The organism is Yunchengibacter salinarum (assembly GCF_037658235.1).
In the GTDB taxonomy this organism is placed as follows: domain Bacteria; phylum Pseudomonadota; class Alphaproteobacteria; order Sphingomonadales; family Kordiimonadaceae; genus Yunchengibacter; species Yunchengibacter salinarum.
In genome coordinates, this window is record NZ_JBBJLN010000007.1 from 1 (window position 1) to 14032 (window position 14032).

Annotated in this window: 14 protein-coding genes and 1 pseudogene; 2 read left to right on the plus strand and 13 right to left on the minus strand. The window is 61.7% G+C overall.

Annotated elements, in window-relative coordinates; all coding sequences use genetic code 11:
• Window positions 1-157: 157 nt before the first annotated feature.
• From WGH93_RS08695 to WGH93_RS08715, 5 genes and pseudogenes are all read right to left on the minus strand, one after another.
• A pseudogene (locus WGH93_RS08695) lies at window positions 158-520 on the minus strand (Lrp/AsnC family transcriptional regulator); the annotation flags it as partial.
• A 109-nt stretch (window positions 521-629) separates the two neighbouring features.
• Window positions 630-1088, minus strand: coding sequence for a DoxX family protein (locus WGH93_RS08700; protein ID WP_374764490.1), 459 nt, complete (start codon window positions 1086-1088; stop codon window positions 630-632).
• 12 nt (window positions 1089-1100) lie between these two features.
• A complete protein-coding gene (locus tag WGH93_RS08705) occupies window positions 1101-1895 on the minus strand; it encodes an HvfC/BufC family peptide modification chaperone (RefSeq protein ID WP_374764491.1) in 795 nt (264 codons plus the stop codon).
• The gene (gene bufB, locus WGH93_RS08710; RefSeq protein ID WP_374764492.1) at window positions 1888-2739 is read right to left on the minus strand and encodes an MNIO family bufferin maturase; all 852 of its coding nucleotides are present in this window, start codon (window positions 2737-2739) and stop codon (window positions 1888-1890) included. The genes WGH93_RS08705 and bufB overlap by 8 nt, the downstream gene beginning before the upstream one ends.
• A gap of 414 nt (window positions 2740-3153) precedes the next feature.
• Window positions 3154-3420 carry a BufA1 family periplasmic bufferin-type metallophore gene (locus tag WGH93_RS08715; RefSeq protein ID WP_374764493.1) on the minus strand — a complete coding sequence of 89 codons (267 nt, stop codon included), beginning with the start codon at window positions 3418-3420 and terminating at the stop codon, window positions 3154-3156.
• A gap of 204 nt (window positions 3421-3624) precedes the next feature.
• Between WGH93_RS08715 and WGH93_RS08720 the strand changes: the two genes are divergently transcribed.
• Window positions 3625-4311 carry a cyclase family protein gene (locus WGH93_RS08720; protein ID WP_374764494.1) on the plus strand — a complete coding sequence of 229 codons (687 nt, stop codon included), beginning with the start codon at window positions 3625-3627 and terminating at the stop codon, window positions 4309-4311.
• Here the strand turns inward: WGH93_RS08720 and WGH93_RS08725 are convergent.
• From WGH93_RS08725 to WGH93_RS08760, 8 genes are all read right to left on the minus strand, one after another.
• Window positions 4308-7484, minus strand: a complete 3177-nt coding sequence (locus tag WGH93_RS08725) for a tetratricopeptide repeat protein (protein WP_374764495.1) — start codon at window positions 7482-7484, stop codon at window positions 4308-4310. The two genes, WGH93_RS08720 and WGH93_RS08725, sit on opposite strands and share 4 nt — an antisense overlap.
• Window positions 7456-8202: an OmpA/MotB family protein gene (locus WGH93_RS08730; protein WP_374764496.1), complete on the minus strand. Its 747-nt coding sequence runs from the start codon at window positions 8200-8202 to the stop codon at window positions 7456-7458. The genes WGH93_RS08725 and WGH93_RS08730 overlap by 29 nt, the downstream gene beginning before the upstream one ends.
• Window positions 8199-8894: a hypothetical protein gene (locus tag WGH93_RS08735; protein ID WP_374764497.1), complete on the minus strand. Its 696-nt coding sequence runs from the start codon at window positions 8892-8894 to the stop codon at window positions 8199-8201. The genes WGH93_RS08730 and WGH93_RS08735 overlap by 4 nt, the downstream gene beginning before the upstream one ends.
• A 23-nt stretch (window positions 8895-8917) precedes the next feature.
• A complete protein-coding gene (locus WGH93_RS08740) occupies window positions 8918-9568 on the minus strand; it encodes a protein phosphatase CheZ (RefSeq protein ID WP_374764498.1) in 651 nt (216 codons plus the stop codon).
• A gap of 236 nt (window positions 9569-9804) precedes the next feature.
• The gene (locus tag WGH93_RS08745) at window positions 9805-10491 is read right to left on the minus strand and encodes a MotE family protein (protein ID WP_374764499.1); all 687 of its coding nucleotides are present in this window, start codon (window positions 10489-10491) and stop codon (window positions 9805-9807) included.
• Window positions 10492-10693: 202 nt separating this feature from the next.
• On the minus strand, window positions 10694-11230 hold the full coding sequence (locus tag WGH93_RS08750) for a DUF6468 domain-containing protein (protein ID WP_374764500.1): 537 nt from the start codon (window positions 11228-11230) through the stop codon (window positions 10694-10696).
• Window positions 11230-12411, minus strand: a complete 1182-nt coding sequence (fliM, locus tag WGH93_RS08755; protein WP_374764501.1) for a flagellar motor switch protein FliM — start codon at window positions 12409-12411, stop codon at window positions 11230-11232. The genes WGH93_RS08750 and fliM overlap by 1 nt, the downstream gene beginning before the upstream one ends.
• 69 nt (window positions 12412-12480) lie before the next feature.
• Window positions 12481-13074, minus strand: coding sequence for a flagellar basal body-associated FliL family protein (locus WGH93_RS08760; protein ID WP_374764502.1), 594 nt, complete (start codon window positions 13072-13074; stop codon window positions 12481-12483).
• A gap of 211 nt (window positions 13075-13285) precedes the next feature.
• Between WGH93_RS08760 and flgF the strand changes: the two genes are divergently transcribed.
• The gene (flgF, locus tag WGH93_RS08765) at window positions 13286-14029 is read left to right on the plus strand and encodes a flagellar basal-body rod protein FlgF (RefSeq protein WP_374764503.1); all 744 of its coding nucleotides are present in this window, start codon (window positions 13286-13288) and stop codon (window positions 14027-14029) included.
• The last annotated feature ends 3 nt before the right edge of the window (window positions 14030-14032 follow it).

Consider the following 14032-nt stretch of genomic DNA (forward strand, 5'->3'; position numbering starts at 1 on the left):
GCGAAATTGATCTATCTCGCGCTGAATGCTACATCCAACGAGTGGAAGCGATCCGTGCGAGAATGGCACGCTGTCAAAAGCCAGCTCGCGATCATGTTCGAAGACCGCTTCCCAATGACCTAACAAATGGCGCCAGAGCACAAAATTACGCACAGTCCCGATAAAAGGCATCGAACCGGCGCATATCCGGCACCACCACCCGCATCAGATAGTCCACTTCACCGCTCATGCGATAAACTTCCACCACCTCCGGCAGGGTCGCCACCACGGCTTTGAAATCATCCAGCCAGGCCCGGCTGTGTTCCCTGGCGCGCACGGCAACGAACACATCCAGCCCGGCATTCACCGCTTCCCGATCCAGCAATGCCACGCGCCGGGTGATTATGCCGCGCCGTTCCAGATTCTGGATGCGGCGCCAGCACGGGGTGGTGGACAGGCCAACCGCCGCCGCGATATCGGCGGTGCTGCGGGTGGCGTCCTCCTGCAACAGTTCAAGAATGTGCCGGTCTATGGCATCCATCGGGGCGATCCTCTCAGCCTTCATATGGCAGGTGAGAGGCACATAAACAAGCGGCCGCCCACCCGAAAGGGAGGACGGCCACCTGTGCGGTTCGCCGGAAAGGGCCGGATCAGGCGCCCTTGTAAACCTGCTTGCGGATCAGGTGATCCACCGACCACTGACCGGGACCGGCCAGCAGAATGGCAATCAGCGCCACCAGCCAGGACATGCTCTCAATGAAGCTGTGGCCGCTATAGGAAATGGTGATAACGCCGACCATGACCAGCAACCCGGCGGACGCAACCCGCGCCCCAAGACCCAGCACCAGCATGAGCGGCAGGAAGGTCTCGCCATACAAGGCCAGCTTGGCGGCGGTTTCCGGGGCGAAGAACGGCACATTATAGTCGTTCTCGAACGGCATGATCGCATATTTGCTCATGGACAGAAATTCGCCGCCTTCCTTGGACCGGCCCGAAGACCAGAAGGGAAAGGACACGGCGAAGCGCGCGCCCAGCGTCATCAGATTATAGCTGGCCCAGCCCTCAAGACGGTTGAGAATGGTTTTGATCAGATCAAACAAAGCGGTCATACAAGTCTCCTTTTACACGAGGGCGAGCGCGCCACGCGCCGCCAGGTCAGTCAATCCTTCGGATGAAGTGGTCGCATCGGGATCAGGGTGTGTCTCGGTACCCCGCGCGCCCAGATATCGGGCCACGGTTGCCGCTGCCCCTTCCAGCGGCATCAGATGAACGGCGCCCTCTATCTGAAGTACCAGCGCGGTCTGGCCGCCCTGCTCCAGATGTACCGCCTCAGGTGGAATCTGCCCCTTGCCCGCCATCCACAGGGAAACAACGGGCCAACGGCTGGCGATCACGCGGCCATGGCGTACCAGCCGCAGATCCCGCAGGGCCTGCGCCGGTCTGGCCGTGGCCAGCAGGGCGTTGATCGCCTGCGCGGATACGCTTTCCGGCGCCGTATGCTGAATTTCATGAACCGCCCACTCCAACCGCGCCAGATCGGCGATGAAGGGCACCTTCTCCGCGGGCTCGAAGCTGTCCAGAAACGGGCCGACGCCGCCGCCATAGGCGCTCAGCCTGGGCTCTCGCGGTGGATCGGCCAGCACATAGCGGGCCAGCGCCGCGCGCACGAAGCGCTCCCCCACATAGGTGATCATCAGCGGAAACAGGTCGTAGAGGGCATCCACCAGAGTCTGGCGATAGGTGTTGGCGTGAACCTGAAGCCGGTTTTCCGGGGGAATGCCATCCGCGATGATGTCATTCAGCACGTTTGGGCCAACCGGAGCGCGATCCAGAATGTGATCCGTGACCGCCCGCTGGAAGGATGCCAGATCCTGCCCGGTTTCGACCCCGGCTGCACTGGCTGTCTGTTCAACCATGGGCCTTCTCCGCACGCGGTTCATGGTGAACCATGATGGCGCGGGCCTTGTCCGCTTCCGTCAACAGGGTCTGGAACGGGGGAATATTGGTATCCCACTCCACCAGAGTTGGCAGGGAGCCCGCCGCCTCGATCAGGCGCTCATACAGGTCCCAGACCGGCGCGCTCACGGCGCTGCCATGGTCGTCGATCCGCAGTTCGCGCCCCTCGATGTCCTTGACCACATGGCCGGCCAGGTGGACCTCCCCAACGGCCTCTGTGGGAATGGCATCCAGATAGGTCTCGGCGGACGTGCCCATATTGCGGCTGGACACATAGATATTGTTCACATCCAGCAACAGGCCACAGCCGGTACGATCCGCCAGCATGGCCAGAAATTCCGGTTCGGGCAGCGTGCTGCTCTCAAAAGCCATATAGCTGCTGGGGTTTTCCACCAGAATGCGGCGCCCCAGGGTTTGCTGCACCCGGTCCACATTATTGGCCATCACGCTCAGGCTTTCCTGTGTCAGCGGCAGCGGCAGCAGATCGTTCAGATACACCCCATTGCCACGGGACCAGGCCAGGTGCTCGCTCACCAGAACCGGGTTAAAGCGGTCCACCACGGCCTTGAAGCGTTTCAGGTGCGCGTCGTCCAACCCTTCCGCCGATCCGAGCGACAGCCCCACCCCATGAACGGACAGCGGTATCTGCGCATTGATACGCTCCAGCACGGTGAGGGTGGCACCGGCATCGATCATGGCGTTTTCGGCATGAATCTCGAAAAAAGCCAGGTCCGGCCCATGCGCGAGCACATCGTCGAAATGCTCCGTCTTCAGGCTGACGCCAACAGGCGCCGAACGTGCCACACGATGATCTGACCAGACAGGCGCCACAGGGTGCCTCCTAAAGATAATCTTGCATCATACGGAAAAGGGGCGCGCCGGACATTCAATGTCTAACGTCCGTTCGAACCGCTCGACTCTACCACGCCGACCACGCCGGACCCGAAAGCCCTGATACCCGCTTTACCGGAACTTGAAACTCTTTGAAAACAGCGACCCGTCGGTCACCGCCGGGCGGGTCGTTTCTCTGACTGCCACATATGATCCACGCACACGATCCGGCGCGGAAACCCTTGCCACAGGCCATACCATTGGCCAGCGCGGCCTCGCCACGCTTACCAGGCCATGATGACCGGCCGCAGCCGGTCACCCGCAAGGCCAGGCCCGAAAACGGGCCGGGCCTTTGAGCAAGGCACCAAAACAGGTGCCGCAGCCGTCTTATTTCTTCGGCTTGTTGCTGCCGCCAGCCAGGCGATCACACATGCCAGCCGGAACATACAGCCACTCTTCGGGGTGGTTGTCCACTTTGGCCTGACCGGCACAGGAGTGGCTGGACGTGCCGCAGTCATTCTTGCCTTTGGCAACAATGCCGTAGCACTTTTCCATTTTGTCTTCGGCGCTGGCGTGGCCAGCTACCATGGTCATGGACAGGGCAGCCGCGCCGGTTGCAGCAACAGCGGATTTGGTGATGCGATCGAATTTCATCTCTCGTCCCTCTCTGATTTGGGTTCGCTCTTAACCGAGTTCACTGGACGGCCAAGCCAACCGGCTCTCCGTCGTGACAGCCACATAATGCGTGGAATAAGCACGAAAACAAAGTCATAACGGCATCACGCTTTGGTGAATGCGACCGAAAAAAGTGTTATCGCACCCACAGCAATACCATACTGTGCGCGAAAGAGGTAACCGATGACCACTGCACAGCCCATCGACCTGAGCCACACGGTGGCGGACGGCACAAGAACGCACAAGGGGCTGCCGCCGCTTCATGTGTGTGATTTCCTTTCCCGCGAAGACAGTGCGGGCCATTACGCGCCGGGCACCAGCTTTCAGATCGACCGGCTGGAGTTGGTGGGCAATACGGGCACCTATATCGATTCACCCTTTCATCGCTACCATGACGGCGTGGACCTGGCCGGGCTGGACCTTGGCCAGTGCGTGGCGCTGCCGGGGCTGTGCCTTGACCTGCGCGGGCCTGCCGCGCCGCTCGTGATAGACGCCGCGGCGCTGGAAGCCGCAATCGCAGGCCAGGACATCAAGGGCCGGGCCGTTTTGATTCGAACCGACTGGTGCCGCCATTTCGACACCCCCGCCTATCAGGAGAACCATCCCTTTCTGACCGCCGAAGCGGCCAGCCTGCTTCAGGCGGGCGGCGCCGCGCTGGTGGGCATTGACAGCCACAATATCGATGACATCAGGGGCCGGGAGCGGCCCGCCCACACCATCCTGCTGGGTGACGGCATCCCCATAGTGGAGCATATGACCGGCCTGAAAGCCCTGCCCCGCACCGGATTCCGCTTTTTTGCCGCACCGCTCAAATTCCATCGGGTGGGCACCATGCCCGTGCGGGCCTTCGCCCTGCCGGACCCCGCCTAACGGCCTGAAAAGTCGCTGCGATAATCCCGCATGAAGCTTTGCAGCTTGTCCACACTGGCGATCTCGCTGGCAATATCGCTCAATTCCCGCCCTGTAAGATCCTGATCATTGGTCAGGATTTCAAAGGCATTGGTGAAATCCCCGTCGCGCATCAGACCACCATAACGCTGGCGGAGCTGTTGCAGCCCCTCCCGGTCGTTCATGAAGGTCATGGCGATGGCCATGCGAATCAGATGCAGGCGCTCCAGCCCCTCAAGAGGCTCCCCGCTGCGCCACGCCCCATCCAGCAGGCGCCGGCTGGTGGACACGAGCTTGCGCCATTCCTTGGCGCCCCAATAGATATCGGCGCGAATTTTCATCGCCTCCGGGCTGCCGTCCCCTTCAAGGAGCACCTCGGCCTCCTGAAACTTGTTCAGCTCGGTGAGTGCCCGCGCTTCCACATAGCGGCGGTTGGCCTGAATATCGTCCGGCAATCTCGGTTCCCGCGTGGCGCGGAGCACCTCCAGCGCCTGATCCGGCTTGCGGTTGAGAATATGGATCTTGGCCAGTTTGGCCGCGATCTGCGCCCGCGGCGCCCCTTCGGTACGGACCCGAATCTGATAGTCCAGAAGCTCCGCCGCCCGGTCCAGCAGGTCCACCGACACCAGCCGATCCGCCAGACGCCGGATCATCAGGTCCCCATCGGAGCCGAGCGGAGTCAGTTCCCGAAACTGGTAGAACAGGGAAATCGCCTCGATCGCAGGCATTTCAGCCGCGGCGCCGCCCAGGTAAAGCTGGCGGAAGGAATCTGACATGTACTGCGCCAGTCCGCGTTCGCGCGAAGCATCCGGGAAGGCCGTTACAGCTTCCCGCAGCATGGCCAGCCCTTTTTCATACTGGCCGCTTTCCAGATACTGAACGCCCAGCCTTTGCATCACATCCAGTTCGAAACGGCCCCCGCGCCATGTATAACGCAGGCGTTCCAGTTCCGCGATCAGGTCCGGGCGGGGCAGATCCTTCACCTTGCGCGCCAGTTCCACCCGCGCCAGACGCGCCTTGGCCGCCACTTCCCGATTGCGGTTTCCGATCAGCCCTTCATAGGTTTTCAGCGCCTGATCTGTCAGGCCCCGCTTTTCCGCCAGCCGCCCCTGCAAATAAACCGTTTCGGATACCTCTTGCGTATCCAGCGCCATGCCGCCCAGCAGGCCAAGTTCCTCCTCCGCCAGTTCCAGCCGACCTTCCTGGAGCGCGGAACGCACGATGGCGAACTGCATTTCCACGCGCTCGTCCTCCGTATAGGAGCCGATCAGATCCCGCCCGCGGCGATAATGGGTCAGCGCATCGGCGAACCGCCCCTGACGCTCTGCCACAAGCATCCGCCACAACTCGGCGTGTTGCTCCGCTTCCAGCGTGCGGTGGGACAGGTCCTTCGCCGCCTGTTCGTACCGGCCCAGCATAAAGCGGGCGATCCCGCGCAATATCCTGAATTCGGGCCGGTCGCTCAGCGCCGATTCCCGCGCGAGCATCTGTTGCAGCACACCGATCGCTTCCGCGCCGCGGCCATGGGCCAGATAGAACCGCGCCAACGGCCAGCGGCGGGCATTGCGCTGACTGTCCGGCGCCACGGACAGGGCATATAGCAGCCGGGATTTCCGGGTGCGGAAATCGGACGCATCCCCGCGCGCCCATTGGTGGAAGTTCACGAGCTGGGCACCGCCGCCGCCCTCCCCCACACTGCCGACAGCCAGCGCCGCGCCTTCCGCGAACAATTTGTGGTCGCCCGCCGTAATCGATACCCCCTCCCGGTACCGGCTGACGGAAACGAAATCCGCCTGCGGCACGATGGCCATGCCCTGCGCTGTTTCCAGAATGCGAACGGCGGAGAAACCGTAACGGTCAGTGAAACCGGTGGACTTGTCGCCAAGCGTGACCACCACAAGCGTATCGCCCACGGCAGGGTCTTCCACATCGATACGGCGCCCGATATTGGTTGCGGCCACGAACACTTCCTGGCTGCCATCCTCTCGCACGCGGCGCGTGGGGGTCAGCGGGAAGCGGGGCTCGGCGAGACCATCGAGAAAACGCACGATCCAGTCCTTGCCATCCCGATCAATCGCCACCGACTGGTTGCCGCGAACCTGCAAGCGCAGCACCAGCGCATCCGGGTGGTCGATCAGGTTGAAGCGCTTGATACGGCGCCCCACCATGCGCCGGGTCTTGTCCAGCGCTTCGGCATCCAGGCCGTAAGGGCGATCGAACACGATCCACACAAAGCTGCCCCGCTCGAACACGGCGGCGGCCGCGGCGGTGGCGTCACCGAACAGAAAGCTCAGCGCGATGCCGTCATCCACCTCTGCCGCCTCAAGCGATACGACCGGCGCGTCATCGGGTCGCTGCAATCGTCCGCGAAAAGTGAAATCCAGTTCGTCCGCGCCGGATTTCGCCGCCGCTCTCGGAGACACATCCACCTTTTCACCGCCCTGCCTCCCGTCGGGGCGCGGAACACCGGGGGGTGACGCCGCATCGCCCGAATCCCGCCGCTGCCCCTCTTCTCCTTCGATCGCGGGGTCGCGCGGGGCGACATTGTCCAGATCGCCCTCGCTGGCCTGGCGGGGGCCTTCATCCTGTTCCAACGGCGTTATGGGCTCCGGCGCGCCTCCGTCGCCCTCGCCGGATGATCCGGCCTGCCCCGACCCCTGACCGGGCGCCGACTGGCTCGTGTCGTCGCCGCCATCGGCACTGCCCCCGGAATCGGCGCCGGAAACCAGTGCGGGGGACAAGACATCCACCACGATTGCGGCACCGGTACGGAAAGCCCGCATCCCTGCCCCCGGCTCGCTGGGCGTGATCCGCACCCGAATCTGGTCGCCGTCAGGGTTCAGCAGGGCGGCACCGGAAACTTCATTCAACTGCCCCGCATTGACCGCGGACAGGTCAGGCGCAAAGCCGCTCGGCAGGCGCAGAATCACATCATTGCCCTGCCGCTCCACCTGATAGGTGACGGCGGTGGGCATGGCGAACACCAGCCGGGAAAAATTGTCATGCTGGCCAATGCGCACGGGAACAGACTGCTGCGCGGAGACCGAACCGGCCCCGCCAAGCACAAGCAATAACAGCCCGAACACCCCTGCCACCACATGGCTGAGGGCCGGAAATGGTCCCGACCTAGAAAAGACCATGGAGACTGTCACCATTCCCTTCGTCCAGCAGGATAATATCCAGGCGCGCATTCAAACCAAAAGGACTCCGGCTCACCACGTCAGCCGGAAGCTGGTCCACTCGACTATCCCCATAGCCTAGCACCGAAATCTTGCGCGGGTAGCCCCTGTCATTCAAAATTCCTGCCACAAGGCGCGCGCGGGTCAGGGACAGGCTCCAGTTATTATCGAAATACCGGTTTCGCACCGGCGCGGCATTGCTCAGCCCGGCCACCATGATACGATTGTCGATCCGGCCCAAACCGGCTGCCAATTGGGCAAGGGCGGGGCGGGCGCCATCCGTCAGCGTGGCCCGTTTTTCAAAAAACAGAATCTCCGCCGGTATCGAAATCACCAGCCGCCCCGATGATTTATGGATAACCGCCGTCTCCAGCACGGGGTCGCCCTGAAGCGCGGCTTCCAGCACGCCGCGCAGATAATCCAAATTCTCCGCCGGGCGCACGGCGGCCGGCTCGCTGTCGCGGGAGACAGTTTCGGTATCTTTCGGAACGGTTCGCTCCTCCGCCCGAAACTGGCGCGCCATGCTGTCAACCATGCTGGTCCACGCCTCCGGCTCTATCCGGCCCATGGAGAAAAGCAGCACGAAAAAAGCCAGCAACAAGGACAGCAGGTCGGCAAAGGTGATCATCCACGGGGTCTGCTGCGATGGCCGCTCCTTCCCCTGCTCGAACGGACTGCGGGACTGCTGCGTCATTGCGGCACCCCGTTTTGGCTGGCGGACGAATCGCGCATTTTCGGCGCGTTGCGGAACACGGCCAGAATTTCCGTGCGTGGCACATCGGTAAAGCCCGCCGCATAGGTGCCACCCATCATGCCCTTGTCCTTCAGCAGCAGCGACAATTGCGCCGCCCGGCGCACGGCAAGTTCGTCGCGGGTGGTGCTCGCCTCGGTGGAAAGCCCGTCACCGCGACCGAACAGAAAGACCACCTCCTGTCGGCTGTGGTCGGGCATGTCCGTGATCACCTCCACCAACCGATCGAAAAAGGGATGCAGGTCAGAGCGCACAGTCAGCGCACCGGGCGCGAAAAACATATCAACCGGCAGGCGTATGCGGAATACATTGCCGCCAGCCTTGAGATATTCCCCCTGAAGATCGAAGCGGGCGCCGAAAAGCCCGGCAATGCGTTGCAGCATCCGGTCTTCCTGCGGGCTTGTGGCCACGGGCTGCGGGCGCAGGATCGGCGAGACCGCACCGGGCCGCCCCTTCGCACCCCGGAACGATTGATCCACACTGTCGATCGCCTTGCCGGAGCGGCTTTCCTCAAATTCGCTGCGGGCGGTCAGAATGACGAAAAAGGCCAGCAGAATCAAATAGAGGGAGACAAACACCCCCATGGTGCTGTCCCCCCCGAAATAGCGTTTGACACCGCTTTCAGGAGTTTCCATGGCCACCCGCCACCGCGCGACCGTCAGTCAAAGCTGGCAAGGATCGCATCGATGTCCTCTTGGGAATTGCCCTCGCCTTCAAGCTGCGGGCCATGCAGAAGGTCCTGATCATTCATGACCACGCCATCCTCGCCTTTTTCCACCGCCTCGTCATATTCGGGCTCCACATAGTCATCCCCGATCGCTTCGGCCAGGGCCGCAAGGCGTTCTTCAAGGTGATTCAAGGTCTTCGTCACCAGCGTAATGCGCTGGCCGGTCAGGTCCTGGAAGCTGGACGCCTCGAACAATTCCTGTGAAAGATCGCTCAAGGTGGTTGCCTTGTCGCCTTCCAGCTCCTCGCTCATGTCGCCGACGGTCTCCGCGGCGCTCAGAATGGTGTTCGCGGCATCCTCCGTGGCGCTGACAATGGCATCCAGATGATTTGCCGCCGTGGGCAGGTCACGCTTGGTCAGCGAATTGGGCTGCATCCCGACCAGTTCGTCCTTCGCCTGCCCCACATAGGTCAGAAGTTCCCGCAGCTCGCTGGCAATATCGGCCACGTCCTCATGGACCTGCCCGCCAACAAGGCTCCCCACCACGCTCTCGATATCGTTGACAGCCACCTGATCGCCCCGCTCCGCCCGCAGATTGGCGATACGGTCTTCAAGGCTTATCTGGGTTGCCTGCTTGCTCATTCTACTTCTCCTGCCCGGCGCCGTAGCCCGGCCTGTACGCACCGACCCTGTTTACGCGCCCCACTTACCGATGCGCAAGCACAGGGCGATCATCGCGCAAAAAGACACATGATACGGCGACAGGCTGTCACACTGATTCCAACCTGCCTCAAAGAAACAATAACTTGCAAGAAAACTGACCATGTTCACGCAAGCACCGGGAAGGAAAAGCGGATCGCGGCATCATGGAGCGACCTTTACTGGCCGTCGCCACCGTCTGGCGCGCCACCCGAATTCACGTCTTCCAGCGTGGGCGGATCGGCCATGGTGGCCAGCTCCGTCGTCAGCGCCGTGGCCTTACGCGGGTTCATCTCGGCCATCAGCGCCGCTACCTTGCGGGCTTTCATTCGGGTGACCAGATCAAGCTGGGTTTGCAGGTCCAGTTCCTGGAATCGGGGGGCGGCTTCCTTGGCCTTCATGGTCTCGTACACCTCGACCACGCTTTCAAGCTGCTTGGCTTCCCGATCCTCAAAGACGTGAAGGTGTTTCTGAATCCGGCCTTCCAGCGCTTCAAGCTGCGCAATCTTGTCATTGATGCGCTTTTCCGTGCTGGCGAGCAGTTGTTCCTGAAGGTCAAGCTGTTGGGCGCGCTTGTCCAACTCTTCCCGGCGCTGGCGCAATTGCGTGATCAGGCGCATTTCCTCGTCGGACGGCAGGCCCATATTCAGGTTTCCGGTCACCGCGTCCGCCGTGCGGGTTTCGCCGCGCCCTTCCCCATCCGAGGCGGGGGCTTCTGATTCGCCCTCATCGCCCGCAGGGCCTGCCTGCGTGGCCTGGCTGCCGGTTTCTTCCTGTGCCACGGCTTCCCCGCCGGTCCAGCCAGGGCCGGAGGTGATGTCCATAAGCCGGGCGCTCAGCGCCAGAGCGGCTACCAGGAAAAACACGGGGAAAATTCGACCGGGGCGCATCTTGAACAAAATTGCAAACCTTCGAACAGCGTGACGAAAAGTGGGCCCGCTTCATGATCCAGCCTTTTGACCCACGCTTCAACCCTAACGGCGCAGTATCAAGAAAATGTTAACGTACCGGCAATCCCCCCGTTTTCAAGGCGTGTGTGTTTGAGAAACGGAAGATCTGAAATCTGCCTTAGCGGGCCTGCCGCAGGGCGGCTAGGATCTGACGCTGTTCTTCCTGCCGTCTGCGGCGTTCCGTCGCCCCTTCATTGTCGTTCCGGTCATGATCGGCCTGCCTGCCCCCTGATCTGGCGGCACCTTCACCGGAATCGGCGGCGCCGGCGGATGGTCCACCAGGCTGCGGCGATTGTGAAACCGAAGCGCCACCACCATCAGGCTGTTGCCGACTCGTCGTCAGCCCGTGGTCGATCCGGTCGGCAAGGTTGTTCCCCGCCTCTGTGATCATGGCGAGTTCCTCGGACAGGCTCTTGGCCCGGCGAATATTGCCTTCAAGCTTTTCCCGCGCGGCCCCGGCTTCGGTTTTCAGGTCGCCAATGGCGTGCTGGGCGCGATTGACGGCTCCGTCCAGGCGGGTGACCAGGCCCTCCATCTCCTTTTGCCCTTCCCGCAGGGCGGATAGGCGCCGATGCACCATGTATCCAGTGATCATGGCGCCGATCAACAGCAGCGCCAGAACCCCATCAATGGTCAGATCAAGCCAGAGAGGCATCAATACTCATCCTCACCTGCACCGGATGCCTGCAAGCGCTCCGCCGTATGGCGCACCTGCACGGCAACCTGCTGCCCGGCCCGGCCAATGGCCCCGGATACCATTGCCACATCGCCGCATTTCAATACAACTTCGTCTTCGGGTGTCTTGTTGAACAGAACCGTCTGTCCCTTTTCCAGCGCCATCACGTCCTTCAGGGACATGGTGATTTCATCAATGATGGCGTCCAGTTCGATATCCGCTTTCCAGAGTTCGGTCGCCAGGTGGGTTTCCCAGATCGTATCCCGGCCAAACTTTTCCCCCATGAATCGTTGCAGGAGCAGTTCCCGGATCGGCTCCAGCGTGGCATAGGGAAAGAGAATTTCCAGCCGACCGCCACGGTCTTCCATATCCACCCTGAGCTTGATCAGAACGGACGCATTGGGGGGCCGGGCAATGGTGGCGAAACGCGGATTGGTCTCCAGCCGGTCAAAGGTGAAGTTCACGGGCGAAAGCGGCTCGAACGCACCGCACATGTCCTTGAGCACCACCGAGATCATCCGTTCCACCAGCGTCTGCTCGATGGTGGTATAGGGGCGCCCCTCGATCCGCATGGCAGCGGTGCCGCGGCGCCCGCCGAGCAGCACGTCCACGATCGAGTAGATCAGGTTGGAATCCACCGTGATCAGGCCGTAATTGTCCCATTCCTCGGCGCGGAACACGGACAGCATGGCCGGCAGCGGGATGGAGTTGAGATAGTCCCCGAACCGCACCGAGGTGATGTTGTCCAGCGAGACCTCGATATTGTCGGAGGTGAAATTCCTGAGCGACGTGGACATCATCCGCACCATGCGGTCAAAGATAATGTCCATCATGGGCAGGCGCTCATAGGAGACGAGCGCGCTGTTGATCAGGGCGTGAACGCCGGTTTGCTCGCCTTCGCCCTCATCGCCGTCGAAGCCAAGCAGGCTGTCAATTTCATCCTGATCCAGTACGCGGCCCGGCGATGGCCCGCCTTCGGCGGCATCTTCGGCGTCTTCACCGTCACCGGATGCCATGGCCTCCCACTCGGCGGCCATGTCCTCTTCATCGACGCCTTCACCGCCAGCACCGTCCTCGGACTCCTCCCCCTCGGCGGCCATGGCCTCCCATTCGGCCATCATGGCTTCTTCGTCTACGGGTTCGTCGTCATCATCCGCCATGGCTCGGCTTGCCTCTCTCGCACATCGGGCCGGATGGTCCGGCCAGAAGGTTTGCGCCCCGGTCGGGCATCAGCCCTGCACCAGGAACTCCTCGAACAGGATATCATTAACCCGCGTGGGCGCCACCGCCTGATTGATCCGCATCAGCAGCTCTTCCTTAAGGCGGAAAATGCCGGAAGATCCTTCCAGGTCCTGCGGGCGCAACTCCCGCATATAGGTATTAAATTCATCCAAAATACGGGGCATTTTCTTCTCTATGTCCGCCTTAAAAGACGGGCGATCCAGTTCCAGCGTGATGCGCGCACGCAGAAAGCTGGACCCTTCCCCTTCCGTATTCAGATTATAGAGCTGATCCGGCAGGGTGTGGAACAAAAGTTCCTTCTTTTCCGGCGGTTTATTCGCCTTGGCCTGCTCGGCGGCCTGCTTTTCCGCCTGCTCTTCCGCCATACGGTTCAATTCCGGGTCCCCTTCCGGCTTTTCCTCGCCGCCGCTCAGCAGGGACACCACCAGTATGAGGATCAGCAACACCACCGCAGCGGCGCCGCCAAAGATCACCACCTTCTTGCCGCTGAATTTCTTCCGTTCAAGGCCCTCTGTCAGGTCGTCTTCCGACAGGGCGGAGGCGTCTTCGCGGGCTTCGTCAATGTCGTTTTCGTCCGCCATTCTGTTCCCGTATGCACACTGTTCTGGATCGTTAAGGTTTGCATTATGGCAGTTTACGCCCCCCTCTGCAATCGGGTCGCGCACGGGGCGGCGCCCGGCTGCGCGATCGGGCCGCATTGGATGCGCCGATCTTGGCACGCTTCCTGCTTATCTCCTGCCAAGCCTCAGAAACGAGGGCTGCTGGCAATCCAGCAAAAGCAGGAGACGTACGATGGACACCAGCTTACTTCTCGGCCTTTCGCAGCGGGCCGCCCTGCGCCGCAAGATGGACGTGATCGCCAACAATATCGCGAACATGTCCACCACGGCCTACAAGAAGGAAAACGTGGTCTTCCGGCAGCATCTGATGGATGCAAAGAATGCCGAGGGCACCATGGGCGGCAAACTTTCCTATGTGATGGACCACGGCGTGACCCGCGACATGAAAGCGGGCGACATGCAGCATACCGGCAACCCGCTGGACGTGTTCATCAGCGGCCCCGGCTATCTCAATGTGGAAAATGCCCAGGGCGAGGAGCGCTATACCCGCAACGGCAAGCTCACCATCGACAATGAAAGCTTCCTGGTCACCCTGAACGGCGACCGGGTGCTGGACGATAACGGCCAGCCCATTCAGTTCGACCCGGACGATACCGACATCACCATCACCAAGGACGGCACCATTTCCAGCAGGTTGGGCGAAGTTGCCCGGCTCGGCCTGTCCACCTTCGCCAACCAGGCGGCGCTGAAGCGTGAGGGTGCCAGCCTTTACAAGACCGATCAGGCCCCGGAGCCGGCTGATTTCCCTGAAGTTCAGGTGGTTCAGGGCGCGGTGGAGCAATCCAATATCGATGCCATCAAATCCTTCGTCGAAATGACCAAGGTGATGAAGGAATACCAATCTTCCAGCCGGAACGAATCCGGCATCAACGAGATGCGCCAGGACGCGATTGACCGTCTGGCCCAGGTGCGCTGACCC

Coding starts and splice junctions, on each gene's coding strand:
- WGH93_RS08715 (WP_374764493.1), bottom strand. CDS start 3,420: ATGAAATTCGATCGCATCACCAAATCCGCTGTTGCTGCAACCGGCGCG.
- WGH93_RS08725 (WP_374764495.1), bottom strand. CDS start 7,484: ATGGTGACAGTCTCCATGGTCTTTTCTAGGTCGGGACCATTTCCGGCC.
- WGH93_RS08700 (WP_374764490.1), bottom strand. CDS start 1,088: ATGACCGCTTTGTTTGATCTGATCAAAACCATTCTCAACCGTCTTGAG.
- WGH93_RS08750 (WP_374764500.1), bottom strand. CDS start 11,230: ATGCCTCTCTGGCTTGATCTGACCATTGATGGGGTTCTGGCGCTGCTG.
- WGH93_RS08730 (WP_374764496.1), bottom strand. CDS start 8,202: ATGACGCAGCAGTCCCGCAGTCCGTTCGAGCAGGGGAAGGAGCGGCCA.
- WGH93_RS08720 (WP_374764494.1), top strand. CDS start 3,625: ATGACCACTGCACAGCCCATCGACCTGAGCCACACGGTGGCGGACGGC.
- WGH93_RS08705 (WP_374764491.1), bottom strand. CDS start 1,895: ATGGTTGAACAGACAGCCAGTGCAGCCGGGGTCGAAACCGGGCAGGAT.
- flgF (WP_374764503.1), top strand. CDS start 13,286: ATGGACACCAGCTTACTTCTCGGCCTTTCGCAGCGGGCCGCCCTGCGC.
- fliM (WP_374764501.1), bottom strand. CDS start 12,411: ATGGCGGATGATGACGACGAACCCGTAGACGAAGAAGCCATGATGGCC.
- WGH93_RS08735 (WP_374764497.1), bottom strand. CDS start 8,894: ATGGAAACTCCTGAAAGCGGTGTCAAACGCTATTTCGGGGGGGACAGC.
- WGH93_RS08760 (WP_374764502.1), bottom strand. CDS start 13,074: ATGGCGGACGAAAACGACATTGACGAAGCCCGCGAAGACGCCTCCGCC.
- WGH93_RS08740 (WP_374764498.1), bottom strand. CDS start 9,568: ATGAGCAAGCAGGCAACCCAGATAAGCCTTGAAGACCGTATCGCCAAT.